At 73.8% G+C, this 24,646-nt stretch carries 22 protein-coding genes and 3 tRNA genes; 12 read left to right on the plus strand and 13 right to left on the minus strand.

The annotated features are described in order from the left end of the window. The first annotated feature begins 178 nt into the window (after positions 1–178). Positions 179–961: a sulfite exporter TauE/SafE family protein gene (locus ACF07S_RS05880; RefSeq protein ID WP_391962059.1), complete on the plus strand. Its 783-nt coding sequence runs from the start codon at positions 179–181 to the stop codon at positions 959–961. Here ACF07S_RS05880 and ACF07S_RS05885 read toward each other — a convergent pair. Then, positions 958–1,869, minus strand: coding sequence for an NAD(P)-dependent oxidoreductase (locus ACF07S_RS05885; protein WP_391973514.1), 912 nt, complete (start codon positions 1,867–1,869; stop codon positions 958–960). The two genes, ACF07S_RS05880 and ACF07S_RS05885, sit on opposite strands and share 4 nt — an antisense overlap. A gap of 107 nt (positions 1,870–1,976) precedes the next feature. Here ACF07S_RS05885 and ACF07S_RS05890 point away from each other — a divergent pair, with 107 nt between their 5' ends. Further along, entirely contained in the window at positions 1,977–2,390 is a 414-nt protein-coding gene (locus ACF07S_RS05890) for a winged helix-turn-helix transcriptional regulator (protein ID WP_391962474.1), read from the plus strand. On the opposite strand, the gene ACF07S_RS05895 is transcribed toward ACF07S_RS05890, so the two are convergent. Next, entirely contained in the window at positions 2,328–2,981 is a 654-nt protein-coding gene (locus ACF07S_RS05895) for a class F sortase (protein WP_391962057.1), read from the minus strand. The genes ACF07S_RS05890 and ACF07S_RS05895 overlap by 63 nt on opposite strands. Positions 2,982–3,099: 118 nt before the next feature. After that, positions 3,100–3,666, minus strand: a complete 567-nt coding sequence (locus ACF07S_RS05900; RefSeq protein WP_391973515.1) for a hypothetical protein — start codon at positions 3,664–3,666, stop codon at positions 3,100–3,102. Positions 3,667–3,987: 321 nt separating this feature from the next. On the opposite strand from ACF07S_RS05900, the gene ACF07S_RS05905 reads away from it, so the two are divergent. After that, positions 3,988–4,572: an NADPH-dependent FMN reductase gene (locus ACF07S_RS05905; RefSeq protein ID WP_391962055.1), complete on the plus strand. Its 585-nt coding sequence runs from the start codon at positions 3,988–3,990 to the stop codon at positions 4,570–4,572. Between the two features lie 239 nt (positions 4,573–4,811). Here ACF07S_RS05905 and ACF07S_RS05910 read toward each other — a convergent pair whose 3' ends face one another. Both ACF07S_RS05910 and ACF07S_RS05915 read right to left on the minus strand, forming a co-directional pair. Further along, positions 4,812–7,067 (minus strand): molybdopterin oxidoreductase family protein, encoded by a 2,256-nt coding sequence (locus ACF07S_RS05910; protein ID WP_391973516.1) that lies wholly within the window; start codon positions 7,065–7,067, stop codon positions 4,812–4,814. Positions 7,068–7,178: 111 nt separating this feature from the next. Further along, positions 7,179–7,880 carry a vancomycin high temperature exclusion protein gene (locus tag ACF07S_RS05915; RefSeq protein WP_391973517.1) on the minus strand — a complete coding sequence of 234 codons (702 nt, stop codon included), beginning with the start codon at positions 7,878–7,880 and terminating at the stop codon, positions 7,179–7,181. A 213-nt stretch (positions 7,881–8,093) separates the two neighbouring features. Between ACF07S_RS05915 and ACF07S_RS05920 the strand changes: the two genes are divergently transcribed. From ACF07S_RS05920 to ACF07S_RS05940, 5 genes are all read left to right on the plus strand, one after another. After that, positions 8,094–8,891, plus strand: coding sequence for a sirohydrochlorin chelatase (locus ACF07S_RS05920; RefSeq protein WP_391962052.1), 798 nt, complete (start codon positions 8,094–8,096; stop codon positions 8,889–8,891). A gap of 49 nt (positions 8,892–8,940) precedes the next feature. After that, positions 8,941–10,260 carry a deoxyguanosinetriphosphate triphosphohydrolase gene (locus tag ACF07S_RS05925; RefSeq protein ID WP_391973518.1) on the plus strand — a complete coding sequence of 440 codons (1,320 nt, stop codon included), beginning with the start codon at positions 8,941–8,943 and terminating at the stop codon, positions 10,258–10,260. A gap of 93 nt (positions 10,261–10,353) precedes the next feature. Continuing rightward, positions 10,354–11,619, plus strand: a complete 1,266-nt coding sequence (locus tag ACF07S_RS05930; protein WP_391962050.1) for an NAD(P)/FAD-dependent oxidoreductase — start codon at positions 10,354–10,356, stop codon at positions 11,617–11,619. A 205-nt stretch (positions 11,620–11,824) separates the two neighbouring features. Next, the gene (dnaG, locus tag ACF07S_RS05935) at positions 11,825–13,753 is read left to right on the plus strand and encodes a DNA primase (RefSeq protein WP_391962049.1); all 1,929 of its coding nucleotides are present in this window, start codon (positions 11,825–11,827) and stop codon (positions 13,751–13,753) included. 114 nt (positions 13,754–13,867) lie between these two features. Then, positions 13,868–15,151: an RNA polymerase sigma factor gene (locus ACF07S_RS05940; protein ID WP_391973519.1), complete on the plus strand. Its 1,284-nt coding sequence runs from the start codon at positions 13,868–13,870 to the stop codon at positions 15,149–15,151. A 223-nt stretch (positions 15,152–15,374) separates the two neighbouring features. On the opposite strand, the gene ACF07S_RS05945 is transcribed toward ACF07S_RS05940, so the two are convergent. From ACF07S_RS05945 to ACF07S_RS05960, 4 genes are all read right to left on the minus strand, one after another. Beyond that, positions 15,375–17,303, minus strand: coding sequence for an ABC transporter ATP-binding protein (locus tag ACF07S_RS05945; protein WP_391962047.1), 1,929 nt, complete (start codon positions 17,301–17,303; stop codon positions 15,375–15,377). Then, positions 17,303–19,036: an ABC transporter ATP-binding protein gene (locus ACF07S_RS05950; protein ID WP_391973520.1), complete on the minus strand. Its 1,734-nt coding sequence runs from the start codon at positions 19,034–19,036 to the stop codon at positions 17,303–17,305. Before ACF07S_RS05950 ends, ACF07S_RS05945 begins: the two co-directional genes overlap by 1 nt. A 102-nt stretch (positions 19,037–19,138) precedes the next feature. Continuing rightward, positions 19,139–20,590 (minus strand): FGGY family carbohydrate kinase, encoded by a 1,452-nt coding sequence (locus ACF07S_RS05955; protein WP_391962045.1) that lies wholly within the window; start codon positions 20,588–20,590, stop codon positions 19,139–19,141. A 152-nt stretch (positions 20,591–20,742) separates the two neighbouring features. Continuing rightward, positions 20,743–21,048 (minus strand): YtxH domain-containing protein, encoded by a 306-nt coding sequence (locus ACF07S_RS05960; RefSeq protein ID WP_391962044.1) that lies wholly within the window; start codon positions 21,046–21,048, stop codon positions 20,743–20,745. A gap of 172 nt (positions 21,049–21,220) precedes the next feature. Between ACF07S_RS05960 and ACF07S_RS05965 the strand changes: the two genes are divergently transcribed. The 4 genes from ACF07S_RS05965 to ACF07S_RS05980 all read left to right on the plus strand — a co-directional run bounded on the left by ACF07S_RS05965 (position 21,221) and on the right by ACF07S_RS05980 (position 22,469). Continuing rightward, positions 21,221–21,293 (plus strand) — tRNA-Asn (locus ACF07S_RS05965). A gap of 5 nt (positions 21,294–21,298) precedes the next feature. Beyond that, positions 21,299–21,371, plus strand: a tRNA-Asn gene (locus tag ACF07S_RS05970). Between the two features lie 177 nt (positions 21,372–21,548). After that, positions 21,549–21,625: transfer RNA gene (locus ACF07S_RS05975), tRNA-Ile, on the plus strand. Between the two features lie 385 nt (positions 21,626–22,010). Continuing rightward, on the plus strand, positions 22,011–22,469 hold the full coding sequence (locus tag ACF07S_RS05980; protein ID WP_391962043.1) for a hypothetical protein: 459 nt from the start codon (positions 22,011–22,013) through the stop codon (positions 22,467–22,469). A gap of 47 nt (positions 22,470–22,516) precedes the next feature. Here ACF07S_RS05980 and ACF07S_RS05985 read toward each other — a convergent pair whose 3' ends face one another. From ACF07S_RS05985 to ACF07S_RS06000, 4 genes are all read right to left on the minus strand, one after another. Then, a complete protein-coding gene (locus ACF07S_RS05985) occupies positions 22,517–22,930 on the minus strand; it encodes a PIN domain nuclease (RefSeq protein WP_391962042.1) in 414 nt (137 codons plus the stop codon). Beyond that, positions 22,927–23,184, minus strand: coding sequence for a type II toxin-antitoxin system VapB family antitoxin (locus ACF07S_RS05990; RefSeq protein ID WP_391973521.1), 258 nt, complete (start codon positions 23,182–23,184; stop codon positions 22,927–22,929). The genes ACF07S_RS05985 and ACF07S_RS05990 overlap by 4 nt, the downstream gene beginning before the upstream one ends. A gap of 335 nt (positions 23,185–23,519) precedes the next feature. Further along, positions 23,520–23,675 (minus strand): hypothetical protein, encoded by a 156-nt coding sequence (locus tag ACF07S_RS05995; protein WP_391962040.1) that lies wholly within the window; start codon positions 23,673–23,675, stop codon positions 23,520–23,522. Positions 23,676–23,731: 56 nt separating this feature from the next. Beyond that, positions 23,732–24,412, minus strand: coding sequence for an ANTAR domain-containing response regulator (locus ACF07S_RS06000; protein ID WP_391962039.1), 681 nt, complete (start codon positions 24,410–24,412; stop codon positions 23,732–23,734). Positions 24,413–24,646: the final 234 nt, after the last annotated feature.

A 24,646-nucleotide genomic window follows, 5' to 3' on the forward strand; every position in this document is an offset into this window, starting at 1 on the left:
ACCCGGCGGCATCCCCTCTGTTTCCCGCGCGGAACGCTGCCCTCAGCGGGGGAGCGGGACGGGTGTGAGGGTTCCGGGGCGCGGCCGGGCGGGGAGGTGAGGAGGACGGCCGGGGCCAACCTCAACAAACGCTCATCTCGATGGACGCCACATCCATCGCGTCCTTAGGGTCGTGGCCATGCCCGACATCTCCTCGACCGCGGTCGTCCTGCTCTGCCTGGCCGCCCTCGCCGCCGGCTGGATCGACGCCGTGGTCGGCGGCGGCGGGCTGCTGCTCCTGCCGGCCCTGCTGCTCGGCCTGCCCGCCGGAACTCCGGCGGCGCACGCGCTGGGGACCAACAAGGCGGTCGCGATCGTGGGCACCACGGGCGCCGCGGTGACCTACGCCCGCAAGGCGCCCGTGGACGTCCGCACCGCCGTGCGCATCGGGCTGGCCGCCCTGGCCGGATCGTCGGCCGGGGCCTTCTTCGCGGCCGGGATGAGCACCGAGGTGCTCAAGCCGGTGATCATGGTGGTGCTGCTCGGTGTGGCGGCCTTCGTCATCCTGCGCCCCGCCTTCGGCACCGCCCCCGCCACCGGCCCGGCGAGCCGCCGCCGCATCCTCGCGGCGATCGGCCTCGCCGGGCTCGGCATCGGCTTCTACGACGGTCTCATCGGCCCCGGCACCGGCACGTTCCTCGTCCTGGCGCTCACCGCCGTGCTCCACCTGGACCTGGTCACCGCCTCCGCCACCGCCAAGATCGTCAACTGCTGCACCAACGCCGGCGCCCTCGCGACGTTCGCCTGGCAGGGCGCGGTGCTGTGGCAACTGGCCGCGGTGATGGCCGTGTTCAACCTGGCGGGCGGCACCCTCGGCGCCCACACGGCGCTGAGGAAGGGCAGCGGCTTCGTCCGCGTCGTCCTGCTGACGGTCGTCTTCGCCCTGGTGGCGAACCTGGCCTACGAGCAGTGGCTGGCCTAGACGGTGCCGCCCCGCAGGTCCAGCCGGCCGATCATGCCCGCCGTGTCCTCGTCGCCGTGGCCGTCGGCGACGTGGCGGGTCATCAGCTCCATGTACGGCCTCAGGAGTTCCGTGCTGACGCCCTGCTCCTCGGCCGTGCGCAGCAGCGTGGCGTTGCCGGCCGCCTGCATCGCCAGGTTGGAGACCACGCCCGTGGTGTAGTCGCCGCTCTCCAGCTGCTCGGCGGTCCGGTGCACGGACAGGGTCATCGCGGTGAGCCAGGAGGCGAGCAGCGGCGCGAAGTCCCCGGGCGCGATGTCCTCGCCGCGGACCAGCGCGAAGGCGTGCGTGACGCCCGCGAACAGTCCGCCCATCGCGCTCAGCAGTGCCACGTCGTGCAGGGCGGCGAAGCCCGGGTCGGCACCCACGTACCGGGTGCCCGCGGGGACCGCGAGGGTGTCGCGGTGCTCCTCGAACAGTTCGCCGGAGCCGCTGTAGAAGACATAGCCCCCGGACTCCGGATGCCCGATCATCGGCGGTACGGCCATGATCCCGCCGTCCAGGAAACGGGCGCCGCGCGAGGTGGCCCAGGCGGCGCGGGCGCGGCCCTCGGCCGGGGTTCCGGTGGTGAGGTTCACCAGGTCCCGTCCGGCCAGGTCGGCGTCCTCGAGGGCGGTGCCGACGGAGGCGTCGTCCAGCAGGCAGGCGATCACCAGGCGGTTCGCGGCCACCGCCCCGGCGGCGCTCGCGGCGACCGTCGCGCCCTCGGCGGCCAGGGCCGCGGTGCGGCCGGGGGTGCGGTTCCAGACGGTCACCGGGTGCCCGGCGGCGAGCCAGGCACGGGCCAGGGCGGTGCCCATGGCGCCGGTGCCCAGGAGGGTCAGGGGAGGGCGGGAAGCAGGGGCGGTGGCGGAGGTGTTGTCGGTCATGACGATCAGGCTCGCCGCGGGGCGGGGCCCGCTCAAGTACGTACTTCGAAGTGGGCGCTTACCCCGGGGAAAGCGTGCAGGCAGCGACGGTGGACGGGATGGCGGGGATGGCGACGGTACGGCGGCCGGGTGCGTACGTGTGCGGGATCGACGCGGCGATGGACGTGATCGGGGGCAAGTGGAAGGTGCTCGTCCTCTGGGCGCTGAACGAGCGGCCGCACCGCTTCGGCGAACTGCGCCGGGGCCTGCCCGGGGTCACCGAGAAGGTGCTCGCCGCGCAGCTGCGGGAGCTGGAGGCGGACGGCATCGTGCACCGCGAGGAGTACGACGAGGTACCGCCCCGCGTCGAGTACTCGCTGACGCCCCGGGGAACGGCGCTCAACGCGGCGCTGGAGCCGCTCGGGGCGTGGGGGCGGCAGAACGTGCTCGGGGACGCCTACCGCGGGGCGCGGCAGGAGTCAGCGGCTGCCGGTCAGGTGGGCGTAGACGACGACGTTCCCCTGGTACCCGGTCGTGCGTGACCAGCCCCCGCCGCAGGTGATGACCCGCAGTTCGGGGCGGGCCGCCGCGCCGTAGACCTTCTCGTCGGGGAAGTCCCGCGCGTCGTACACCTCGACGGCGTCCACCGTGAACTCGGCGACGCCGCCGTCGAGCCGGTCCACCTCGATGGTGCCGCCCTTGCGCAGCGCGCCGAGGGAGTAGAAGACGGCGGGGCCGTCCGCGTCGTCGACGTGGCCGGCGATGACCGCGGTGCCCGTCTCACCGGGGGTGGTGCCGGCCTCGTACCAGCCGGCGAGGTTCTTCCGGCCGGCGGGCGGGACGCCGAGGCTGCCGGTGCCTGTCAGTCCGAGCCCGGTCAGCGGCGCGTCCACGCCGATCGCGGGGATGCGCACCCGCTCGGGCGGGGAGGGCGGCAGCGCGGGCGCCGCGGGCCGGCCCGCGCCGTGGCCGCCGGTCCCGGTGTGCCCCTGGGCGGCGGAGGGCTGCGGCGGGGCGTCGTGCGCCCCGGTCCCGTCGCGCAGCAGCCACGTGCCGCAGCACAGGGCGAGCACGGTGGCGGCGGCTATGGCCGCGTTGCCCGGACCCCCGGTGCGGCGGAACCTGCGGCGCATGACGGGCTGACCTCGTCTCGAGTCGGCCCCGTACCCCCCTCCGGGCCCGCGAGGGGCGTCGGACCCGGAGGGGGAGGGGACGTGCGGTACCGGCGGGACGGGCGGCGGAGGGTGCCCGTCAGATCCCGTCGCCTCTCGCCCGGCGATGCAGGAGCCAGGTACCGCCCGCGGCGGCGACGGCGAGAGCCGTCACACCGGCCGCGGTCTGCACGGGGTCGGGGCCCAGCGCGCCCCCGACCCCCGTCTTCACACTTCCGCGCGGGTACACCCGCTGCGCGCCGGGCGTCAGCGTGACCTCCAGGTCACCGGCCACCCGCCGGTCGCTCCCGGCGCACGTCGCGACGATCTCGTACGTCCCCGGCTGCGCGCCCGGCGGCACCTGGAACAGCCCGGCCAGGCCCGGCTCGTGCGGGCGCGTCGCCAGCGTGAACCGGCCGGCGCCCACGGCGGAGGCGTCGCCCGCCGCCGGCCCTTCGGCGTCGCACGCCGCGGTGTTCACGGTCACCTGTCCGCCCGGCGCGACCGAGGACGGGTACACCTCCAGGCTCCCGGCCGACGTGCCGTGCGGGTGGCCGGCCGGGGCGTCGGCCCCCGCGGCGTGGGCGGGCGCGGCGAGCAGTCCCGCGGCGGCCACGGCGAGCGCGGGGCCGGCCACGCCGGTCAGCAGCCGGGCGGTACGTCGCATCGATGCTCCCTCGAGCTCTCACGAAGGGGCCACGGCCCGCGGCACCCCCATGTGCCGCCGTCGGACGCGTCCCTGCCCCTCCGAGGTAAGTCCCCCCGGGCGGGTACCGCTTCCCGAGGAACGGTCGGGCGCAGGGCCGAACGGGTGCCGGACGCGCCCGGACGCGGCTGCGCCGCAGCGCGTTTCAGCAGGTCACCGGCGTCCTGCCGGACCGGGCGCGGAAAGTGCCCGAAGGGGGCGCGGCGCGGCTGTGAACGGGTGACCGGGGCGGCCGGGGCACGACTTGACCTCAAGTTCGGTCGAGGTATCAGGCTGTGCCGTATGAAGACCGCAACCGATGCCCTCCACGTCACCGTCGTCGTCGGCAGCAACCGGCACGGCCGCTTCGGGCCCGTCGTGGCCGACTGGCTGCTCGACCGTGCCCGTGACCGCGACGACCTGACCGCCGACGTCGTGGACGTCGCCGGCCTCGACCTGCCGACCACCCTGGAACCGACCTCCCGGGCCACCGCCGCGCTGGCCGGCGTCACCCCGAAGCTGGCCCGCGCGGACGCCTTCGTGGTGCTGACCCCGGAGTACAACCACTCCTTCCCGGCGGGCCTGAAGAACCTCATCGACTGGCACTACACCGAGTGGCGGGCCAAGCCCGTCGCGCTGGTCACCTACGGCGGACTCGCCGGCGGTCTGCGCGCGGCCGAGCACCTGCGCCAGGTCTTCGCCGAACTCCACGCCGTCACCGTCCGCGACACCGTGTCCTTCCACAACGCGGGGGCGGCCTTCGACGACGAGGGCCGCCCGAAGGATCCGGCGGGTCCGGACGCGGCGGCGAAGACGATGCTGGACCAGCTGGTGTGGTGGGCGACGGCGTTGCGGGAGGCGCGGGAGCGCAGGCCGTACGCGGGCTGACCGCCGGCCGGGGCGCCGCCGGGGAACCCGCCCCTCTCAGCCGCGCCGCGCCGTCCGGCCACCGCCCGCACCCGGTCCGCTTCCCCGCGCCCGCGCCGCGACGGCGGGCGCGGCGACGTACACCCACGGACCGCGGGGACGCCCCGGTCAGGGACCTCGGCGTCCACCGCCCCTCCGGCGTCGCCGGCCACCTCGCCCACCTGCTCGCCGGGGGCGGCACCGGCGTGGGCCGGCCGGTCTCAGGGCCTGTCGGCCGCCTCCACCCGCACCGCGCACGCCTTGAACTCCGGCATGCGGGAGATCGGGTCGAGGGCGGGGTTGGTGAGGGTGTTGGCGCGGCCCTCGCCGGCCCAGTGGAACGGCATGAAGACCGTGTCGGGGCGGATCGCGGTGGTGATCCGCCCCGGTGCCACCGCCCGGCCCCGCCGGGACACCACGGCCACCGGGTCGCCCTCGGCCACACCGAGGCGTTCCGCGAGCCGGGGGTGCAGTTCCACGAACGGGCCGGGCGCGGCGGCGTTCAGCTCGTCGACGCGCCGGGTCTGGGCGCCGGACTGGTACTGCGCCACGACCCGCCCCGTGGTCAGGAGGACGGGGTACTCGTCGTCGGGCTCCTCGGCGATCGCCCGGTGCGAGACCGGCACGAACCTCGCCCGGCCGTCCTCCGTGGCGAACCGGTCGAGGAACAGCCGGGGGGTGCCGGGGTGGACCGGCCCGGCACCGGCGCGGCGGCCCCCGGCCCGCGCCGGTGCGTCGGGCCGGCCGTCCCGGCTGCCGGGCCGGGCGGCGTCCCCGTCACCGGCGGCCCCGTCCGGACCGTCCGCCCCCGCCTGTGCCCCCGTCCCCGCCTGTGCGTCCGTCCCCGTCCCCGCCTCCGGTGCCGGGCACGGCCAGAACACGCCGTTCTCCTCCGCCAGCCTGCGGTAGGTGATCCCGGAGTAGTCCGCGGGCCCGCCCGCGCTGGCCCGGCGCAGCTCCTCGAAGACCTCCTCGGGATCGGTCGGGAACCCCTTCTCCGGTTCCCGCCCGCCGCCCAGCCGCGCGGCCAGCTCGTGCAGGACCTCCAGGTCGCTGCGGACGCCCTCCGGCGGGGTGATCGCACGCCGCCGCAGCAGCACCCGCCCCTCCAGGTTCGTCGTCGTGCCCGTCTCCTCCGCCCACTGCGTCACCGGCAGGACGACATCGGCGAGCGCGGCCGTCTCCGACAGGACCACGTCGCACACCGCCAGGAAGTCCAGCGAGCGGATCCGCTCCTCGACGTGCGCGGCACGCGGCGCCGACACCACCGGGTTGGAGCCCATCAGCAGCAGCGAGCGGATGTCCGTACCGAGCGCGTCCAGCAGCTCGTAGGCGCTGCGTCCGGGTCCGGGCAGGCTGTCCGGGTCCACGCCCCACACGCCGGCGACGTGCGCGCGCGCCGCCGGGTCGGTCAGCTTGCGGTATCCGGGCAACTGGTCGGCCTTCTGCCCGTGTTCGCGCCCGCCCTGCCCGTTGCCCTGCCCGGTCAGGCACCCGTACCCCGACAGCGGCCGGCCCGCCCGGCCCGTCGCCAGGCATAGGTTGATCCACGCGCCCACCGTGTCGGTGCCCTTGGAGTGCTGCTCGGGGCCGCGCGCGGTCAGCACCATCGCGGCCTCCGGCTCGCAGAACATCCGCACCGCCTCCCGCAGCCGGGGCACGGACACGCCCGTGACGCGCTCCACGTACTCCGGCCAGTGCGCCATCGCCGCGGCCCGGGTCTCCTCCCAGCCGTCCGTGCGCTCCCGGATGTACGCCTCGTCGGTGCGCCCCTCGGCGACGACGAGGTGCAGCAGCCCCAGCGCCAGCGCGAGATCCGTGCCGGGGCGCGGTGCCAGATGCAGGTCGGCCTGCTCGGCGGTCCTCGTGCGGCGCGGGTCGACGACGATCAGCGTGCCGCCGTTCTCCTTCAGCTCGGTGAAGTACCGCATCGAGGGCGGCATGGTCTCCGCCGGGTTCGACCCGACCAGGATCACGCAGCCGGTCCTCGGGATGTCCTCCAGCGGGAACGGCAGCCCGCGGTCCAGTCCGAACGCCCTGCCCCCCGCGGCGGCCGCCGACGACATGCAGAAGCGCCCGTTGTAGTCGATCTGGGAGGTGCCCAGCACCACCCGCGCGAACTTCCCGAGGGAGTAGGCCTTCTCGTTGGTCAGCCCGCCCCCGCCGAACACCCCGACCGCGTCCGCCCCGTACACCGCGCGCGTGTGCCCCAGCTCCCCGGCGATCCGCTCCAGCGCCTCCCCCCAGGAGGCCGGCACCAGCGCGCCGTCCCCGGACCGCACCAACGGCGAGGTCAGCCGCACCCGCGACGACAGCACCCGCGGCGCCGTACGCCCCTTCCCGCACAGCGCGCCCCGGTTCACCGGGAAGTCCGCGCGCTCGCTCACCTCGACGGTCCCGTCCGCGGCGGGCGTCAGATTCATCCCGCACTGCAGGGCGCAGTAGGGGCAGTGCGTGGGCGTCACGGTGTTCTGCATGCGGTTCACCCTGCGCCGCCGGTGTTACGCGGCGCGCCGGCCCCTGTTACACGCCCGGTACGGCGGCCTCCCCGCCCCGCACACCCCGCGGTGAGGGGGGCCCGGCCGCGGTCACTCGCCCCCCGGCGCGGACGCGTCCGCCAGGGCCCGCTCCACCCCCGGCTCCTGCGGTCCCAGGAAGCGCGGGTCCGGGCGGAGGGCCGCGTCCAGGGCCGCCTTGCCCGCCGCGAACAGCTCCCGCACGCCCCCGTGGTACCAGGTGGCGTCGTGCCGCTCGTCGACCCCGACGCCGTACGGGGCGACCCCGGCCGCCCGGCACAGGGCCACCGCGCGGCGGATGTGGAAGCCCTGGCTGATCAGCACCGCGCGGTCCACGCCGAAGACCTTCTTCGCGCGCACGCAGGAGTCCCAGGTGTCGAAGCCCGCGTAGTCGCTGACGATCCGCGCGCCGGGGACGCCGTGCCGGACGAGGTAGGCGCGCATCGCGTCCGGCTCGTCGTAGTCCTCGCGGCTGTTGTCGCCGGTGACCAGGACCACCTCGATCCGCCCCGCGCGGTACAGCGCGGCCGCCGCGTCCAGCCGGTGCGCGAGGTACGGCGACGGCTCCCCGTCCCACAGACCGGCGCCGAAGACGACGGCGACGTCGGCGCGCGGCACGTCGGCGGTGGTGCGCAGCCGGTCGCCCGTCGTCGTGTGCAGCCAGGTCGCCGGCAGCAGCGCCAGCACGCATCCCGCGACCACCGCCCGCACCAGCCGCCGCCGCCCCGCGCGGGTACGCGGCAGCCGCGGTCGTCGGATCCTGAAACGGCGCATCGGACGGGCCCCTCCCCGGTGGTTCCCCGACCGTGCAAGACGCCCCGCAGCGCCTCCCGGTTCGCCGGGCCCCCTGTGACCGGCTTCACGGCACCGGACGGGACCACGGGCCGAACGGCCTCACACCCACCGGGGGCCGCACCGTGAACCGCCGGAAAACACCCGTGATGCCCGCGCAACGGGGAGGCAACGTCCCGCGGTGACGATCGGTGCATGACGGCGTATCCCGAGAACCGCGCCGGCCGGCACCACCCGGCCGCCCCGCCCCCCGCCCTCGTCGTCGTGGCCCACGGCAGCCGCGACCCGCGCACGCCGGGCACCGTACGGCAGCTCCTGGACCGCGTCCGCGCGCTGCGCCCGGGCCTGCCCGTGCACCTGGGCCACATCGAGCTGAACGCGCCGCTGCTCCCCGGCACCCTCGCCGCGCTGGACGCGCGCGGCACCGGGGCCGCGGTCCTGGTACCGCTGCTGCTCGCCCGCGGCCACCACGTCAAGCGGGACATCCCCGAGATGGCCGCCGCGGCGCGGCTGCACACGCGGGTGGCCGCCCCGCTCGGACCGCACCCCCTGCTCGAGGACGCCCTGCACGCCCGCCTCACCGAGGCCGGCTGGCGCACCCCGGCGGACGGGGCGGTCCGCCGCGCGAGCGGCGTCGTGCTGGCCGCCGCCGGCTCCCGGGACCCCGATTCGCGCGCCGACACCGCCCGCACCGCCGAGCGCCTCGCCGCCCGGCTCGGCGTGCCCGTCGTCCCCGCCTACGCCTCCGCCGCCGCCCCCACCGTGCCCGACGCCGTGCGCGCGCTGGCCGCCCGGGGCCGCCACCGCGTCGCCGTCGCCTCCTGCTTCACCGCCCCCGGCCGCTTCGCCACCGAGTGCGCGGCGGCGGCACCCGGCATCGTGTCCGCCCCCCTGGGTACCCACCCCGCGATGGCCCGCCTCCTCCTGCACCGCTACGACCAGGCCCTGACGACGTCCGCGGCGATCACCGAACCGGTCCTCGCGCCGGCGTGAAGCGGCCACCCGCACTCCGGATGCCGGTGGCTGCGTCTACTGTCGGTGCATGGAAGGCATCACGTCCGTCACCCCCGCGCCCGGCGCACCGCAGTTCGAGAACCACGTCCCGCCCGCCGGATACGCCCCCTCGGCCGTCGAGCGATGGGCCCCCGAACCCGACAAACGTCCCGGCCGCACCGCCTTCCAGCGCGACCGCGCGCGCGTGCTGCACTCCGCCGCCCTGCGCCGTCTGGCCGGCAAGACCCAGGTCGTCACCCCGGGGGAGGGCAATCCGGTCTGGGACGCCAGTCCCCGCACCCGCCTCACCCACTCCCTCGAATGCGCGCAGGTCGGCCGGGAACTCGGCGCCGCCCTCGGCTGCGACCCCGACCTCGTGGAGGCCGCCTGCCTCTCCCACGACCTGGGACATCCGCCCTTCGGGCACAACGGCGAACAGGCGCTGAACGAGTTCGCCCAGGACTGCGGCGGCTTCGAGGGCAACGCCCAGTCGCTGCGCCTGCTCACCCGCATCGAGCCCAAGCGGTTCACCCCCGAGGGCTCCGTCGGCCTCAACCTCACCCGCGCCGCCCTCGACGCCGCCACCAAGTACCCGTGGCCGCGCGGCGCCCACCCCACCGACCCGGTCTCGCCGAAGTTCGGCGTCTACGACGACGACCGTCCCGTCTTCGACTGGCTCCGCGAGGGCGCCCCCTCCACCCGCACCTGCTTCGAGGCCCAGGTCATGGACTGGTCCGACGACGTCGCCTACTCGGTGCACGACGTGGAGGACGGCCTGCACGCCGGCCACATCGACCCGAACTGCCTGCACGCCGAACCGGAACGGCAGGCGGTCTTCGCCGTCGCCGTCGGCCGCTACGTCCCCGCGGACACCGACCCGGCCGAGCTCGCCGAGGCCCTCGACCGCCTCCTCGCCCAGGAGTGGTGGCCGCACGGCTACGACGGCACCGCCGTCGCCCAGGCCCGCCTCAAGGACGCCACCAGCCAGCTCATCGGCCGCTTCTGCCTCGCCGCCGAGGGCGCCACCCGCCGGGCCTGGGGGAGCGGGCGCCTCACCGGATACGGCGCCGAGCTGGTCGTACCGCGCGGCACCCGCATGGAGTGCGCCGTGCTCAAGGCGGTCGCCGACCGGTACGTCATGCAGCGCGCCGAGCAGGAGCGGCTCCGCGTCGACCAGCGGATCGTCGTCGCCGAACTGGCCGGGGCGCTCACCGCCCGCGCCCCCGAAGGGCTGGACCCCCAGTTCCGCGCCCTGTTCGACCGGGCCCCCGACGACCGGGCCCGCAAGCGGGTGATCGTCGACCAGATCGCGTCCCTCACGGACGCCTCGGCCCGTTCGCTGCACGCCCGTCTCACGGGGCGGGCATGACCCCCGTGGCCTGATCGGGTCACTCCCCCTTCCGGCAGCACCGCGCGTGCGGGAGGCTCGCAGGTGGCGGCAACCTTACGAGGAGGCATCGACGTGGTCGACGCGGATCAGACATTCGTCATCGTCGGAGGCGGCCTGGCCGGCGCCAAGGCGGCCGAGACGCTGAGAGCGGAGGGCTTCACCGGCCGGGTGATACTGATCTGCGACGAACGCGACCACCCCTACGAGCGCCCGCCCCTGTCCAAGGGCTATCTGCTCGGCAAGGAGGAACGCGACAGCGTCTTCGTGCACGAGCCCGCCTGGTACGCGCGCCACGACGTCGAACTGCACCTCGGCCAGACCGTCGACGCCGTCGACCGCGCCGCGAAGACCGTCCGCTTCGGCGAGGACGGCACCACCGTCCGCTACGACAAACTGCTGCTGGCCACCGGCGCGGAGCCCCGCCGCCTCGACATCCCGGGCACGGACCTGGCCGGCGTCCACCACCTGCGCCGCCTCGCCCACGCCGAACGCCTCAGGGGCGTCCTGGCCTCCCTCGGCCGGGACAACGGCCATCTGGTGATCGCCGGCGCCGGCTGGATCGGCCTGGAGATCGCGGCGGCGGCCCGCCAGTACGGCGCCGAGGTCACCGTCGTCCACCGGGGACCGACCCCGCTGCACTCGGTGCTCGGCCCCGAGGTGGGCCAGCTCTTCGCCGAACTGCACCGCGAGCGCGGCGTCCGCTTCCACTTCGGCGCCACCCTCACCGAGATCACCGGCCAGGACGGCATGGTCCTCGCCGTCCGCACCGACGACGGCGAGGAGCACCCCGCGCACGCCGTCCTCGCGGCGATCGGCGCGGCCCCGCGCACCTCCCTCGCCCAGGCGGCGGGCCTGGAGCTCGCCGACCGCGCGGACGGCGGCGGCGTCCTCGTCGACGCACGGCTGCGCACCTCCGACCCCGACATCCACGCGGCCGGCGACGTCGCCTCCTTCCCGCACACCCTCTTCGGCACCCGGCTGCGGGTGGAGCACTGGGCCAACGCCCTCAACGGCGGCCCGGCGGCGGCCCGCGCGATGCTCGGCCGGGACGTCACGTACGACCGCGTGCCCTACTTCTTCACCGACCAGTACGACCTGGGCATGGAGTACTCCGGGTGGGCGCCGCCCGGGTCCTACGACCAGGTGGTGATCCGGGGCGACGCGGGGAGGCGGGAGTTCATCGCGTTCTGGGTGAGGGACGGGCACGTGCTGGCGGGGATGAACGTGAACGTGTGGAACGTCACGGATCCGGTCCAGGGGTTGGTCCGGTCCCGCACGCGGGTGGACACGGAGGCGTTGGCGAACCCGCGGGTACCCCTGGAGAGCCTCGTCGCCTAGGGTCCTTCCTCCGGACCGGACCCCGCGAGCCCGGCACGATCCGGGGGAGAGGCCCTGGGCGCCCGCCGGGTCCTTCCGCACCGCGGGCGCGGGGCTCCGCGCTCGGGCGCGCCCACGCGGCGGAGCCGCACAGATCACGGCCCCGCGCCCCCGAGGGGGGATGCGGCGGCCCCGGGACGCCGCTCGGCCCCCGTAGAATCCACGCGTGGCCGGACGGATCAACGACGAGGACGTGAAGGCGGTACGGGACGCGGTCCCGATCGACGCCGTGGTGTCCGAGTACCTCCAGCTGCGCGGCGCGGGCGGCGGCAACCTCAAGGGCCTGTGCCCCTTCCACGACGAGAAGTCGCCGTCCTTCCAGGTCAGCCCGAGCAAGGGACTCTTCCACTGCTTCGGCTGCCAGGAGGGCGGCGACACCATCACGTTCGTGATGAAGATCGACCACCTCTCCTTCTCGGAGGCGGTCGAGCGCCTCGCCGGACAGGCCGGCATCACCCTGCGCTACGAGGAGGGCGGGTACAACCCCACCCACCAGCGCGGCGAACGCATCCGCCTGGTCGAGGCCCACAAGATCGCCGCCGAGTGGTACGCGGAACAGCTCGCGACCTCCGCCGAGGCGGACACCGGCCGGGTCTTCCTCGCCGAGCGCGGCTTCGACCAGGCCGCCGCCGTCCACTTCGGCGTCGGCTACAGCCCCCAGGGCTGGGACCACCTGACCCGTTTCCTGCGCGGCAAGGGCTTCAGCGACAAGGAACTGCTCCTGTCCGGCCTCGCCCAGGAGGGCCGCCGGGGCCCCATCGACCGCTTCCGCGGCCGGCTGATGTGGCCCATCCGCGACATCGGCGGAGAGGTCGTCGGCTTCGGCGCCCGCAAGCTCCACGAGGCCGACAACGGCCCCAAGTACCTCAACACCCCCGATACGCCGATCTACCGGAAGTCCCAGGTCCTCTACGGCATCGACCTGGCGAAGAAGGACATCGCGAAGTCCTCCCGCGCGGTCGTCGTCGAGGGCTACACCGACGTCATGGCCTGCCACCTCGCCGGTGTGACGACCGCGATCGCCACCTGCGGCACCGCCTTCGGCGGCGACCACATCAAGATCCTGCGCCGGCTGCTCATGGACAACGGCAGCGCGCGCGTGATCTTCACCTTCGACGGCGACGCGGCCGGGCAGAAGGCGGCCCTGCGCGCCTTCGAGGACGACCAGAAGTTCGCCGCCGAGACCTACATCGCCATCGCCCCCGACGGCATGGACCCCTGCGACCTGCGCCTGGCCAAGGGCGACGACGCGGTGGCCGACCTGGTCGAACCCCGCACCCCCCTCTTCGAGTTCGCCCTCCGCCAGGTCGTGCGCCGCTACGACCTCGACACCCCGGCCGGCCGCGCCGCCGCCCTCGACGAGGCGGCCCCGATCGTCGCCCGCATCAAGAACAGCGGCGCCCAGCACGAGGTGGCCGTCCAGCTCGCCGGCATGCTCGGCATCCTCGACACCCAGTTCGTCGTCAAACGGGTCGCCCAGCTCGCCCGCTGGGCCCGCGACCGCGGCGGCAAGGGCCCCGCCCCCGACCGGCAGCAGCGCGGCGGCGGCCCGCAGCAGTACGCCGCCGCCCCGGCCCGGCCGGCCTCCCGCGGCCCCGCCCTCAACCTGCGCAACCCCGTCTTCGCCACCGAGCGCGAACTCCTCAAGCTCGCCCTCCAGCGCCCCGAACTGGTCTCCCCGGCCTTCGACGCGTACGGCGGCGACGAGTTCACCGCCCCGCCCTACGCGGCCGTACGCCAGGCGATCATGGACGCGGGCGGCGCGGAGTACGGCGTCCAGGACCCGCAGGAGTACCTGGTCCGGGTCCGTGAGGCCGCCCCCGACGACACCGTCCGCGCGATGGTCACCGAACTCGCCGTCGAGGCGATCATGCTGCACCGGGGCGTCAAGGGGGTCGACGAGACCTACGCCGGCGCCCAGCTGGTCACCGTCCGCCGCCGCGCCGTCGAGCGCCGCATCCGCGACATCACCAGCCGCCTCACCCGCCTCGCCACCCACGGCGACCCGACCGAGCTGGCCGCCGTGCAGAACGAACTCTGGGTCCTCCAGCAGTACGACCAGGCCCTGCGGGAACACGGCGCCGCGGCGCTGTGACGGCGGCCGGCGCCGCGGCGCCGGCCCGGGTCACCGCCCCGTCACGGACCGGACGCAAAAAGTCACCGCACGCCCCTCGTGGGGACGATGTGTCGTACCCCACACTGGGTGGCGGTGCCTGAGTCCTCGGAGCGCGGCCCATCCGTCCTCGACGGGTCCCGGACATCCGCGGTTCCGCTCATCGCGTACGGGACGGCCGGCGGCGAGGCCGCCGACTCCGCCCCCGAAGTACCGCTGCCGCACTCCTTGGCAGCGATCATCCTGGAGGTCGCCCCCGTGCAGACCCAGATCCAGACGCAGACCCTCACCCAGCCCGGCGCCGACGTCCTCGTCGCCCTGCCCGCGCAGAGCCGCGCCGCGCACCACCCCGAGGCGCCCCCCGAACCGGCCGAACTCCCGGCGGCGGCCCCGGAAGCCGCCGAACCGCCCGCGGAGCCCCCGGCCGGCCCCGCCGAGCCGGCCGCACCCGTGCGTCCCGAGACCGGCGGTCCCTCCGCGGACCTGTTCCGCCAGTATCTGCGCGAGATCGGCCGCATCCCCCTGCTGACCGCCGCCGAGGAGGTCGAACTCGCCCGCGGTGTCGAGGCCGGGCTGTTCGCCGAGGAGAAGCTGCGTCTGACCCCCGACCTGGACAGCCGGCTCGCCCTCGACCTGGACCGGCTCGTCGTCATGGGCCGGATGGCCAAGCGCCGGCTGATCGAGGCGAACCTGCGGCTGGTGGTGTCCGTCGCCAAGCGGTACGTGGGCCGGGGCCTGACCATGCTCGACCTGGTCCAGGAGGGCAACCTCGGTCTGATCCGGGCGGTGGAGAAGTTCGACTACACCCGGGGCTACAAGTTCTCCACGTACGCCACCTGGTGGATCCGCCAGGCCATGTCCCGCGCGCTGGCCGACCAGGCCCGCACGATCCGCGTGCCCGTCCACGTGGTCGAACTCATCAACCGCGTGGTGAGCGCGCAGCGGCGCATCCTCCAGGAGCGCGGGTACGAACCGACCGCGGACGAGGTCGCCGCCCACCTGGACCTGACGCCCGAGCGGGTCGGTGAGGTGCTGCGGCTCGCGCAGGAACCGGTCTCCCTGCACGCCCCCGTGGGCGAGGAGGACGACATGGCCCTCGGCGACCTCATCGAGGACGGCGATGCGGCGAGTCCCGTGGAGTCGGCGGCGTTCCTGCTGCTGCGGGAGCATCTGGAGGCGGTGCTGTCGACGCTGGGTGAGCGGGAGCGGAAGGTGGTGCAGCTGCGGTACGGCCTCGTCGACGGGCGCCCCCGCACCCTGGAGGAGATAGGCCGCATCTTCGGCGTCACCCGCGAACGCATACGCCAGATCGAGTCCAAGACGCTGAACAAGCTCCGCGACCACACCTTCGCCGACCAACTGCGCGGCTACCTGGACTGAAGTTCCCCCGCCCCGGACGCCGGAGGGGCTCGAACAGCCCTCTCCGGCGTCCGGGGAGTGAGGTCCGGGGCGGAAGCCCCGGGGACGGGACGGGCGGCGGCGGAGGGGCGGGGAAGACCTGGTACTCCACCAGTACCTCGTGGCTCGGGCCGGGCAGACGTGGAGGCGCGCGTCAGCCGACGGCACACCCGGACCGACGACCGCCCGATCCGAACGGAACCGCCTAGTCGACCTCGACCACCGCCTGCGCGAACTGGGCCTTGTACAGGCGCGCGTACGCGCCGTCCGCCGCCAGCAGCTCCTCGTGCGCGCCCTGTTCGACGATGGCCCCGTTCTCCATGACCAGGATCGTGTCCGCGTCCCGGATCGTCGACAACCGGTGCGCGATCACGAACGACGTACGCCCGTTCGCCAGCCGCGCCATCGCCTTCTGGATCAGCACCTCCGTCCGCGTGTCCACGGAACTCGTCGCCTCGTCCAGCACCAGGATCACCGGATCGGACAGGAACGCCCGCGCGATGGTGATCAGCTGCTTCTCACCCGCGCTGACCCCGCCGCCCTCGTCGTCGATCACCGTGTCGTACCCGTCGGGCAGCGTGCGGACGAACCGGTCCGCGTGGGCCGCCCGCGCCGCCTCCTCGATCTCCGCCCGGGTGACCTCGCGCGCCGCGCCGTAGGCGATGTTCTCCGCGATGGTGCCGCCGAACAGCCAGGCGTCCTGGAGCACCATGCCGATGCCCGCCCGCAGTTCGTCCCGGGACATGCGCGCGATGTCCGTGCCGTCGAGGGTGATGCGTCCGCCGGACACCTCGTAGAACCGCATCAGCAGGTTCACCAGCGTCGTCTTGCCGGCGCCGGTCGGGCCGACGACGGCCACCGTCCGGCCCGGCTCGACCGTCAGCGACAGGTCCTCGATCAGCGGCTTCTCGGGGTCGTACCGGAACGACACGTGCTCCAGCACCACCCGCCCGCGCAGTTCCCCGGGCCTCTCGGCCGGCTCGTGGTCGGCCTCCTGCTCCTCGGCGTCCAGCACGTCGAAGACCCGCTCGGCGGAGGCGATACCGGACTGCACCAGGTTCGCCATCGAGGCGAGCTGCGTCAGCGGCATCGAGAACTGCCGCGAGTACTGGATGAACGCCTGCACGTCACCGATGGACAGCGAGCCGGACGCCACCCTGAGGCCCCCGACGACCGCCACCAGCACGTAGTTGACGTTCGACACGAAGAACATCAGCGGCTGCATGACACCGCTGTTGAACTGCGCCTTGAACCCGGCCTCGTACAGCGCCTCGTTCTCCTCGGCGAACCGCCGCGCCGACTCCTCCTGCCGCCCGAACACCTTCACCAGCGCGTGCCCGGTGTACATCTCCTCGATGTGCGCGTTGAGCCGGCCGGTGGTGCGCCACTGCTGCACGAAGTGCGGCTGCGACCGCTTGCCCACGCGCGTGGCGACGACGAACGACAGCGGCACCGTCACCAGGGCGACCAGCGCGAGGATCCACGAGACGTAGAACATCATCGCGAGCACACCGATGACGGTGAGCAGCGAGTTGATCAGCTGGCCCATCGACTGCTGGAGCGTCTGCCCGATGTTGTCGATGTCGTTGGTGGCGCGGCTGAGCACCTCACCGCGCTGCCGCGTGTCGAAGTACGACAGCGGCAGCCGCGACAGCTTCGTCTGCACGTCCTCCCGCATCCGGAACACGGTGCGGTTCACGGCCCGGTTCACCAGCCGGGTCGCCACCGCCATCAGCAGACCGGCGACCGTGAACACCGCCAGCGCGACCAGCAGGACGTTGCCCACCGCCGTGAAGTCGATGCCCTCGCCGGGGGTGAAGTCGGTGCTGCGGAGCATGTCGGCGACATCGCCCTCGCCCCGCTCCCGCATCGAGTCGAGCACCTGTTCCTTGCTCGCGCCGGCCGGCATCTCGCGCCCGACGATGCCCGCGAAGACCAGGTCGGTCGCCTTGCCGAGGATCTTCGGCCCGATCACGCTGAGCGCCACGCTCAGCACGACACAGGCCAGCAGCCCGTACATGGTCAGGCGTTCCGGGCGGAACCGGGCGAGCAGTCGTCTGCTCGACGCCTTGAAGTCGATCGAGCGCTGGTCGGGGCCGCCCCCGGCCATCATCCGGCCTCCGGGCCCCGCCATCAGGCCGCCTCCGCTTCCGTCAGCTGGGAGAGCACGATCTCCCGGTAGGTCTCGTTGTCCGCCATCAGTTCGTGGTGCCGGCCGGTGCCGACGACGCGGCCCTCGTCCAGGACCACGATCCGGTCGGCGTCGCGGATGGTCGCCACCCGCTGGGCGACGATCACCACGGTCGCCTCGGCCGTCTCCCGCGCGAGAGCCGCCCGCAGGGCCGCGTCGGTGGCGTAGTCGAGCGCGGAGAAGGAGTCGTCGAAGAGGTAGATCTCCGGGCGCCGCACCAGCGTCCGCGCGATCGCGAGGCGCTGGCGCTGACCGCCGGAGACGTTCGTCCCGCCCTGCGCGATCGGCGCGTCGAGGCCGCCCTCCAGCCGTTCCACGAAGTCCTTGCCCTGCGCCACCTCCAGCGCGTGCCACAGCTCCGCGTCGGTGGCGTCGGGGTTGCCGTAGCGGAGGTTGGTCGCCACCGTGCCCGCGAACAGGTACGGCTTCTGCGGCACCAGTCCGACCGTCCTCGCCAGCAGCGCCGGATCGATGTCCGCCACCGGCACGCCGTCCACCAGCACCTGGCCGTCGGTCGCGTCGAACAGCCGGGGAACCAGCCCGAGCAGCGTGGACTTGCCGCTGCCGGTCGACCCGATCACGGCGGTGACCTCGCCCGGCCGTGCCACCAGGCCGACCGACTTCAGCACCGGCTCCTCGGCCCCCGGGTAGCAGAAGCCCGCGCCCCGGATCTCCAGATGCCCGTGCCGGCGCAGCTCGGTGACGGGCGCGACGGGCGGGACGACGCTCGACGAGGTGTCCAGCACCTCCTGGACGCGCTCGGCGCACACCTCGGCGCGCGGCACCATCATGAACATGAAGGTGGCCATCATCACGGCCATGACGATCTGCATCAGATAGGCGAGGAACGCGGTCAGGTCGCCGATCTGCATCCCGCCGTCGTCGATGCGGTGCGCGCCGAACCACACCACCGCGATCGACGACAGGTTCACCACCGTCATGACCACCGGGAACATCAGCGCGAGCAGATGGCCGGCGGCCAGCGAGACGTCGGTCAGCTCGGTGTTGGACCTCCGGAACCGCCGCTGCTCGTACTCGTCCCGCACGAAGGCGCGGATCACCCGGTTCCCGGTGATCTGCTCGCGCAGCACCCGGTTCACCGTGTCGAGCCGCTCCTGCATGGTCCGGAACAGCGGACGCAGCTTCCGTATGATCAGCGTCACACAGACGGCCAGCACCGGCACCACCGCGACCAGCACCCCGGACAGCGGGACGTCCAGCCCGAGCGCCATCACGATGCCGCCCACACACATGATCGGCGCCGAGACCATCAGGGTGAACGTCATCAGCACCAGCGTCTGTACCTGCTGGACGTCGTTCGTCGTACGGGTGATCAGTGAGGGCGCACCGAAGTGACCCACCTCACGCGCCGAGAACGACTGCACCCGGTCGAACACGGCGGCCCGCACGTCCCGCCCCAGCGCGGCGGCGGTCCGGGCGCCGTAGTACACGGCACCGACGTTGCACACGACCTGCGCCAGCGAGATGCCGATCATCAGGGCGCCGTAGCGCAGGATGCGGTCCGTGTCCCCCTCGACGACGCCGCTGTCGATGATGTCCGCGTTGAGCGTGGGCAGGTAGAGCGTGGCGCAGGTCTGCAGGAGCTGCAGCAGCACCAGTAAGGCGATGGGTCTCTGGTAGGGCCTGAGGTGGGTACGCAGGAGTCGTATGAGCACGCTGAATCTCTCGGAGTGGACGGCGGGGGCGTCGGTCGCCCCTGGCCCCTATCGTCGAACACTCCACCCGCGTTACCTCAAGCGGATTGATCCGCCGGCCCCCTACTGGCGGAACGCCCCCGGATGCGTCTGCTCGCGCACCGACACGTACTGCTGGCGTACCGCCTGCCCCACCGCCAACTCCTCGCCGGGATCCAGCACCTGCGCCACCGGGCCCTGCCAGACCGGCGGGTTGCGCGGATCGAGCGCCCCCTGCGACACGCCGACCGCCCAGGCGGCCTGCCGGGCCGCGCCGATCGCCGCGTAGTCCGCGGGCTGCGGCACCACCACCTGGGCCCCGAGCAGCGAGGGCGCCGCCGCCTGCACGGCGGGCAGTTCGGCCGCCGGACCCAGCAGGAAGACGCGCCGCACCTCCACGCCCCGGCCACGCAGCACGTCCAGCGCGTCCGCGAGCCCGCACAGCATTCCCTCGAACGCGGCCCGCGCCAGGTGCTCCGGCCTCATCGACTCCCGCCTCAGCCCCGCCAGCGTCCCGGCGGTGTGCGGCAGATTCGGCGTGCGCTCACCCTCCAGATACGGCAGCAGCACCAGCCCGTGCGCCCCCGGCGTCGACTTCATCGCCAGCTCCGACAGGCTCTCCAGATCGGGCACCCCGAGCAGTTCGGCCGTTCCGCGCAGGGCGCGTACGGCGTTCAGGGTGGTGACCACGGGCAGATGCATGCCGGTCGCGTCGGCCAGGGAGGTGATCATCCCGTACTGGTCGACGAGCGCCTCGGGGTGCACGGCCATCACGGACCCGGACGCGCCCAGCGACACCACCGCGTCGCCCAGACCGATCCCGAGCCCGAACGCCGCCGCCATCGTCTCGCCCGTACCGGCGGAGATCAGCAGTCCCTCCGGGGTCGTACCGGCCGCGTCCGCGGGGCCGATCACCTCGGGCAGCATCGCCTGGTGACCGAGCGCCAGCTCGACCAGATCGGGCCGGTACCCCCCGGTGGCCGCCGCCCAGTAGCCGGTGCCGGAGGCGCCGCCCCGGTCGGTGGTGCGCCGCGCCGGCCGGCCGAGCAGCTGCCACACCAGCCAGTCGTGCGCCTGGAGCAGTACGGCGGTGCGCGCGGCGTTCTCCGGTTCGCTGCGGGCCATCCAGCGCAGCTTGGTCACCGGCTGCGCGGCCCCCGGAACACAGCCCACGGCCTGTGCCCAGGCCTCGCGCCCGCCGAGCGCGTCGATCAGGTCGGCCGCCGCGACCTGCGCCCGCTTGTCCCCGCCGACCATGGCGGGCCGTACCGTGTTGCCGTGCGAGTCCAGCGGCACCAGCGCGTTCTGCTGGGCGGAGACCCCGATGGCCTGCACGCCCTCCAGCAGTCCGCCGCCGGCCGCCTCGCCCAGCGACAGCAGCCAGGCCTGCGGATCGACGTCGGAGGAGCGGGCGCCGCCGTCGGAGCTCGCCGGATGGCGGGCATACCCCTGCCTGAGCACGGCTCCGCTGTCCGTGTCACAGACCACGATGCGAGTGAGATCGGGTGCACTGTCCAGCCCGGCGACTATCCCCATGGGTGGAATTCTGCCGCATGCTCCGCTTTGGTTGGGCCGTGGGCGCCACCGGGGCGCGTCGCCGGGCCCCGGGCGTGCGTCGGCCCCGCGGGTCGCGGGAACCGCGCGACCCGCGGGGCCGACGACCCGCCCGGCGCTCTCACGTCCCGCCGCTAGGTGTTGCTGGTGCCCCAGTCGTCCTCGGCCGGGCCGTGGGCGGTGCGCTCGCGCAGGGTGCGCACCCGCTGGGCGACCGAGTCGGGCATGCGGTCGCCGACCTTGTCGCTCACCACGTGGTAGGCCTTGTCCGCGAACTCGCGGCCCTGCTGCGCCGCGCTCTCCGCGGTGTTGCGGACCGCGGGGTTCTGCGCGAACTGCTGCGCGGACCTCTTCAACTGCTCGTAGCGCTCGCGCCCGGCTTTCGTGCCCAGCACGTATCCCACGACGACTCCGGCGACGAACGTGAGCCGGTAACGCATGGCGGCCACCACCCTTCCCGTTGTTCCAGTCTGCTTAGGTCTCCGGTGCGGCGACAGCGCCGGGGAGTACTGATTGGCGGAGCACCCCCCTGCTTGCGCTAATGTATGTGTCGCAGCGACCGCGCGCCCCCTGGCGGATACCCAGGGAGATGCGTTCGATGCAACGAGGCATTCCTCCGTAGCTCAATTGGCAGAGCAGCCGGCTGTTAACCGGCAGGTTACTGGTTCGAGTCCAGTCGGGGGAGCTCAATCCTCCGTAGCTCAATTGGCAGAGCAGCCGGCTGTTAACCGGCAGGTTACTGGTTCGAGTCCAGTCGGGGGAGCATGCTGAACGAGGACCCCTCAGGGGTCCTTTTTCATGTGCGGGGGAACCGTGCGAGGCCCGGTGGAGTCTCCATGGTCACGAGGGCCGCGGGCAGCCGACCAGCCGGAGCAGGAGATCGTATGAGCGGCTATGCTGCGGCAGACGGCGCGCACACATGTACGCGACACGCCGCTATGGGGCGGTAGCTCAGCCGGTTAGAGCAGCGGACTCATAATCCGTCGGCCGTGGGTTCGAGTCCCACCCGCCCCACCACTCGCTACCTGCGCAGAAGCGTTTCTACCCGCGGAACCGTGAGGACGGGGAGCGCCGTGCCGGTGCGACGGCCCCCGTCCACTCTCCCGGGTCAAGGTTCAGGGGACACGCAGGGGCGGCAGGAGCTGGCGTCCGCGGCGCTCAGGCGCAGGCCGTCCGGCCGGACGGCGCGGTACCTGATGGAACGTCTGGTCGAGGCGGGGGGAGACGTCGACGCGCTGGTCGCCCTGCACGCGCAGGACCTCGACCCGTCCGGCGCCACGCATCTGCGCATCGCCGAGGAACTGGAATCGGCGGGCCGCGCGGACGAGGCGCTCGCCCGGGCGGAGCGCGGACTGCAGGACCGCGCCGCCGGACGCACGTCGACGGCCGTCTGGTCGACTACGTGTGCGTCCGGTACGCGAAGGCGGGACGGGCGGCCGACGCGGTCGCGGTGCGCCGGGACCGGTTCCGGGTGGAGCGGTCCCCGGCCGCCTACCGGCAGTTGCGCTCCGCCGCCCGGACGGCGGACTGCTGGGAGGCGGAGCGCGCGGCGGCGCTGGCCACCTTGAGGGAGGACGCCCGCCGGGAGCGCGGCGGCCGGCAGTGGGAGCGGCTTGCCGACCTGGCGCGTGAGACGCACCCGGGCGAGGCGCTCGACGTGTACGCGCGGCCGGTCGAGCGGTCGAGGCGACCGACCGGGGACCGCGCCCACGAGCGCCTGGCGCGGCTGCTGCTGGGTGTCCGTGACTGCCGTCGTGCGCTGGGGGCCGAGGACGCGTTCACCGTGTACCTCACCGGTCTGCGGACGGAACTGAAACGCAGGCGGAAGCTGATGAGCGTCCTCGAGCGGTACGGGCTGTGAGAGTGGTCGTGCCTGACGCCCGCTCACTGCGTGCCGGCCGGCGTCTCTCAGTCCTTGAGATCGATCATCCGTACTGGCTGTCCGGTCGTACGGGCGATCGTCTCGACGTCGCGGTCGTAGTGGAGCAGCGTCAGCCCCGCCTCTTCCGCCGCAGCGGCGACCAGCAGGTCGACAGGGCCCGCACTGCGATGCTCGCCCTTGGCGGTGAGCAGTTCCTGGACGACGCGAGCGCGTCGATGGATGCCGTCGGGCATGGGGCACCAGGTGTAGTGGGCGTTCAGCGTGCGCTTCACGCGCTCCCGGTCCGCCGCCGAGCGTGCGGAGTAGAGGACTTCCAGTTCGGTGACATCGCACAGGGCGACGAGCCCCGCGCCGATCCTGTCGTCCCACTCGGCCGTGGTCCGGCCGAGGAGGACGCGGGCGACGGCGGAGGTGTCGATCAGGTAGTCGGCGACGGTCACTCATCCGCTCCTGCGTCGCGGGCGCCGTCCGGCTCGCCGGTGGACCGGTACATGCTCTTGTCGAGGAGGAGGCCGATGTCCAGGGCGCCTTCGGCGGCCAGTTCGCGGGCTTCTCCGAGAGCGCGCAGTCGCCGGTAGCGGGCGGTGACCTCCCGCAGGGCGGTGTTGACGGTCTCGCGCTTGGTCGCGGTGCCGAGTTCCCTGGCGGCGGCCTCCAGCGCCTCGTCGTCGAGATCGATCACGGTGCGACTCATGGCGCCCCCTTGTGTATACGGCGTTGTATATCAATATGCACGGGCCGGTGTATCCGAAAGGCGGATGGTGCTTGCTCCGGGGTGCCTGCGTGGGGTGACCCGGCGCAATGATGTGGGCAAGGGGCGGGCATCCGTATCGATCTCACGCCGATCGACTCGGTCGTCCGCCGGCCGTGACCGCGGACGCTCACGCACCACGGCGCCCGCCCGTGTCCCGACGGACACGGGCGGGCGCCACTCGTTCCTTCGGGAACGGGTGCCCGCGCGTTGGCTGTGCGCGAGGTCGGCCTCTCTCGGCGCGGTGATGTGTTCACCGGCCGGGGAGGCGGAGGGGTTCAGCCGCCCACGGCGTCGTCGTCCGCCGGGGTGGGAGCCTGTGCCGGGTCGCGTTCGCCCTCGGCCTGGGAGGGGGTCGTGTGCGGTATGTCGGGGGTGGTCCACTCGGTGTCGTCCCGGTCGCCCTCGGCCTGGGACGGAGTGTGCTCGCTCATCGTGCTTTCTCCCTGATCGCGGGGTCTCGTCCGCCGGGTACCCCGCAGGGCCGGGGTCACCGTGACGAGCGGCGGGCGAGGGCCCGGGCCAGCGCCGTGCGGACCTCCGCGGGCGGGGGAGTGCCCTCCGCCTGCGCGGAGGCCGTGAGGGCTGCGGCGACCGCGCGGAGCTTGGTGTTGGACGTCTGCGAGGCCTCCCGGAGGATGTGCCAGGCCTCGTCCGAGGTGCAGCCGTGGGTGGCCATCAGGATGCCGCGGGCCTGGTCGATGACCGGGCGGGAGGCGATCGCCTGCCGGAGCTGCTCGACCTCCTCCTGCAGCAGGTGCAGCCGCTCCTCCCGCTCCAGGGCCACCGCCGAGGACGCCGACGGCGGCCCACCGTCCGGCGCCGGGGAGCGCAGCGGGTCCGTGCTGTCGAGGCCGGCGAGTTCCAGGATGCGGCGCGGCTGGCCGTTCCACTGGGTGGCCGTGACCGGCACCGACCGCCGGTGGCCGTGGTCGCGCAGTACCTCCAGGAAGTCCAGACCCGCCGTGTCCATGAAGTGCACACCGCTCATGTCCAGGTCGACCCGGGCCGTGCCGGCGGGCAGCTGTGCCAGCTTCACGGCCAGGGCCTGCGCGCACCCGCGCACCAGCTCGCCGCGCGGCGTGAGCAGGGCCCGGTCCGCGTCCACGCGAGCGTCGATGACCAGGGGATGGCGCCCGTCCGGGAGGGGGAACGATGCCGCGGAGGTCATGTCACCGCCTTGTCGCTGCTCGGAAGGCCCACGGGGGCGTTCGGTATTTCGGGGGAACTCGGCCGCCATCGGCGTCGGGGAGGTAGGCTGCTACGGTCCCGGCCGCGCTGCGGGTGCGTCTGCCCATCCCGCGGCGTACTACACACGGTGCCGGGCATTGGCCGGGAACCGACGGGGACGTACGGTCCCGGGAGTGTGAGGAGACGGGTGTCGGACACTCGGCATCAGGCACCG

Source organism: Streptomyces sp. NPDC016640 (genome assembly GCF_043076215.1).
Taxonomy (GTDB): domain Bacteria; phylum Actinomycetota; class Actinomycetes; order Streptomycetales; family Streptomycetaceae; genus Streptomyces.

Excerpts from the sequence above, each read along its gene's own strand:
- ACF07S_RS05920 (WP_391962052.1), top strand. The coding sequence starts at position 8,094 with ATGACGGCGTATCCCGAGAACCGCGCCGGCCGGCACCACCCGGCCGCC.
- ACF07S_RS05880 (WP_391962059.1), top strand. The coding sequence starts at position 179 with ATGCCCGACATCTCCTCGACCGCGGTCGTCCTGCTCTGCCTGGCCGCC.
- ACF07S_RS05995 (WP_391962040.1), bottom strand. The coding sequence starts at position 23,675 with ATGAGCGAGCACACTCCGTCCCAGGCCGAGGGCGACCGGGACGACACC.
- ACF07S_RS05955 (WP_391962045.1), bottom strand. The coding sequence starts at position 20,590 with ATGGGGATAGTCGCCGGGCTGGACAGTGCACCCGATCTCACTCGCATC.
- ACF07S_RS05895 (WP_391962057.1), bottom strand. The coding sequence starts at position 2,981 with ATGCGCCGCAGGTTCCGCCGCACCGGGGGTCCGGGCAACGCGGCCATA.
- ACF07S_RS05900 (WP_391973515.1), bottom strand. The coding sequence starts at position 3,666 with ATGCGACGTACCGCCCGGCTGCTGACCGGCGTGGCCGGCCCCGCGCTC.
- ACF07S_RS05905 (WP_391962055.1), top strand. The coding sequence starts at position 3,988 with ATGAAGACCGCAACCGATGCCCTCCACGTCACCGTCGTCGTCGGCAGC.
- ACF07S_RS05960 (WP_391962044.1), bottom strand. The coding sequence starts at position 21,048 with ATGCGTTACCGGCTCACGTTCGTCGCCGGAGTCGTCGTGGGATACGTG.
- ACF07S_RS05885 (WP_391973514.1), bottom strand. The coding sequence starts at position 1,869 with ATGACCGACAACACCTCCGCCACCGCCCCTGCTTCCCGCCCTCCCCTG.
- ACF07S_RS05910 (WP_391973516.1), bottom strand. The coding sequence starts at position 7,067 with ATGCAGAACACCGTGACGCCCACGCACTGCCCCTACTGCGCCCTGCAG.
- ACF07S_RS06000 (WP_391962039.1), bottom strand. The coding sequence starts at position 24,412 with ATGACCTCCGCGGCATCGTTCCCCCTCCCGGACGGGCGCCATCCCCTG.
- ACF07S_RS05990 (WP_391973521.1), bottom strand. The coding sequence starts at position 23,184 with ATGAGTCGCACCGTGATCGATCTCGACGACGAGGCGCTGGAGGCCGCC.
- ACF07S_RS05890 (WP_391962474.1), top strand. The coding sequence starts at position 1,977 with ATGGCGACGGTACGGCGGCCGGGTGCGTACGTGTGCGGGATCGACGCG.
- ACF07S_RS05925 (WP_391973518.1), top strand. The coding sequence starts at position 8,941 with ATGGAAGGCATCACGTCCGTCACCCCCGCGCCCGGCGCACCGCAGTTC.
- ACF07S_RS05945 (WP_391962047.1), bottom strand. The coding sequence starts at position 17,303 with ATGGCGGGGCCCGGAGGCCGGATGATGGCCGGGGGCGGCCCCGACCAG.
- ACF07S_RS05915 (WP_391973517.1), bottom strand. The coding sequence starts at position 7,880 with ATGCGCCGTTTCAGGATCCGACGACCGCGGCTGCCGCGTACCCGCGCG.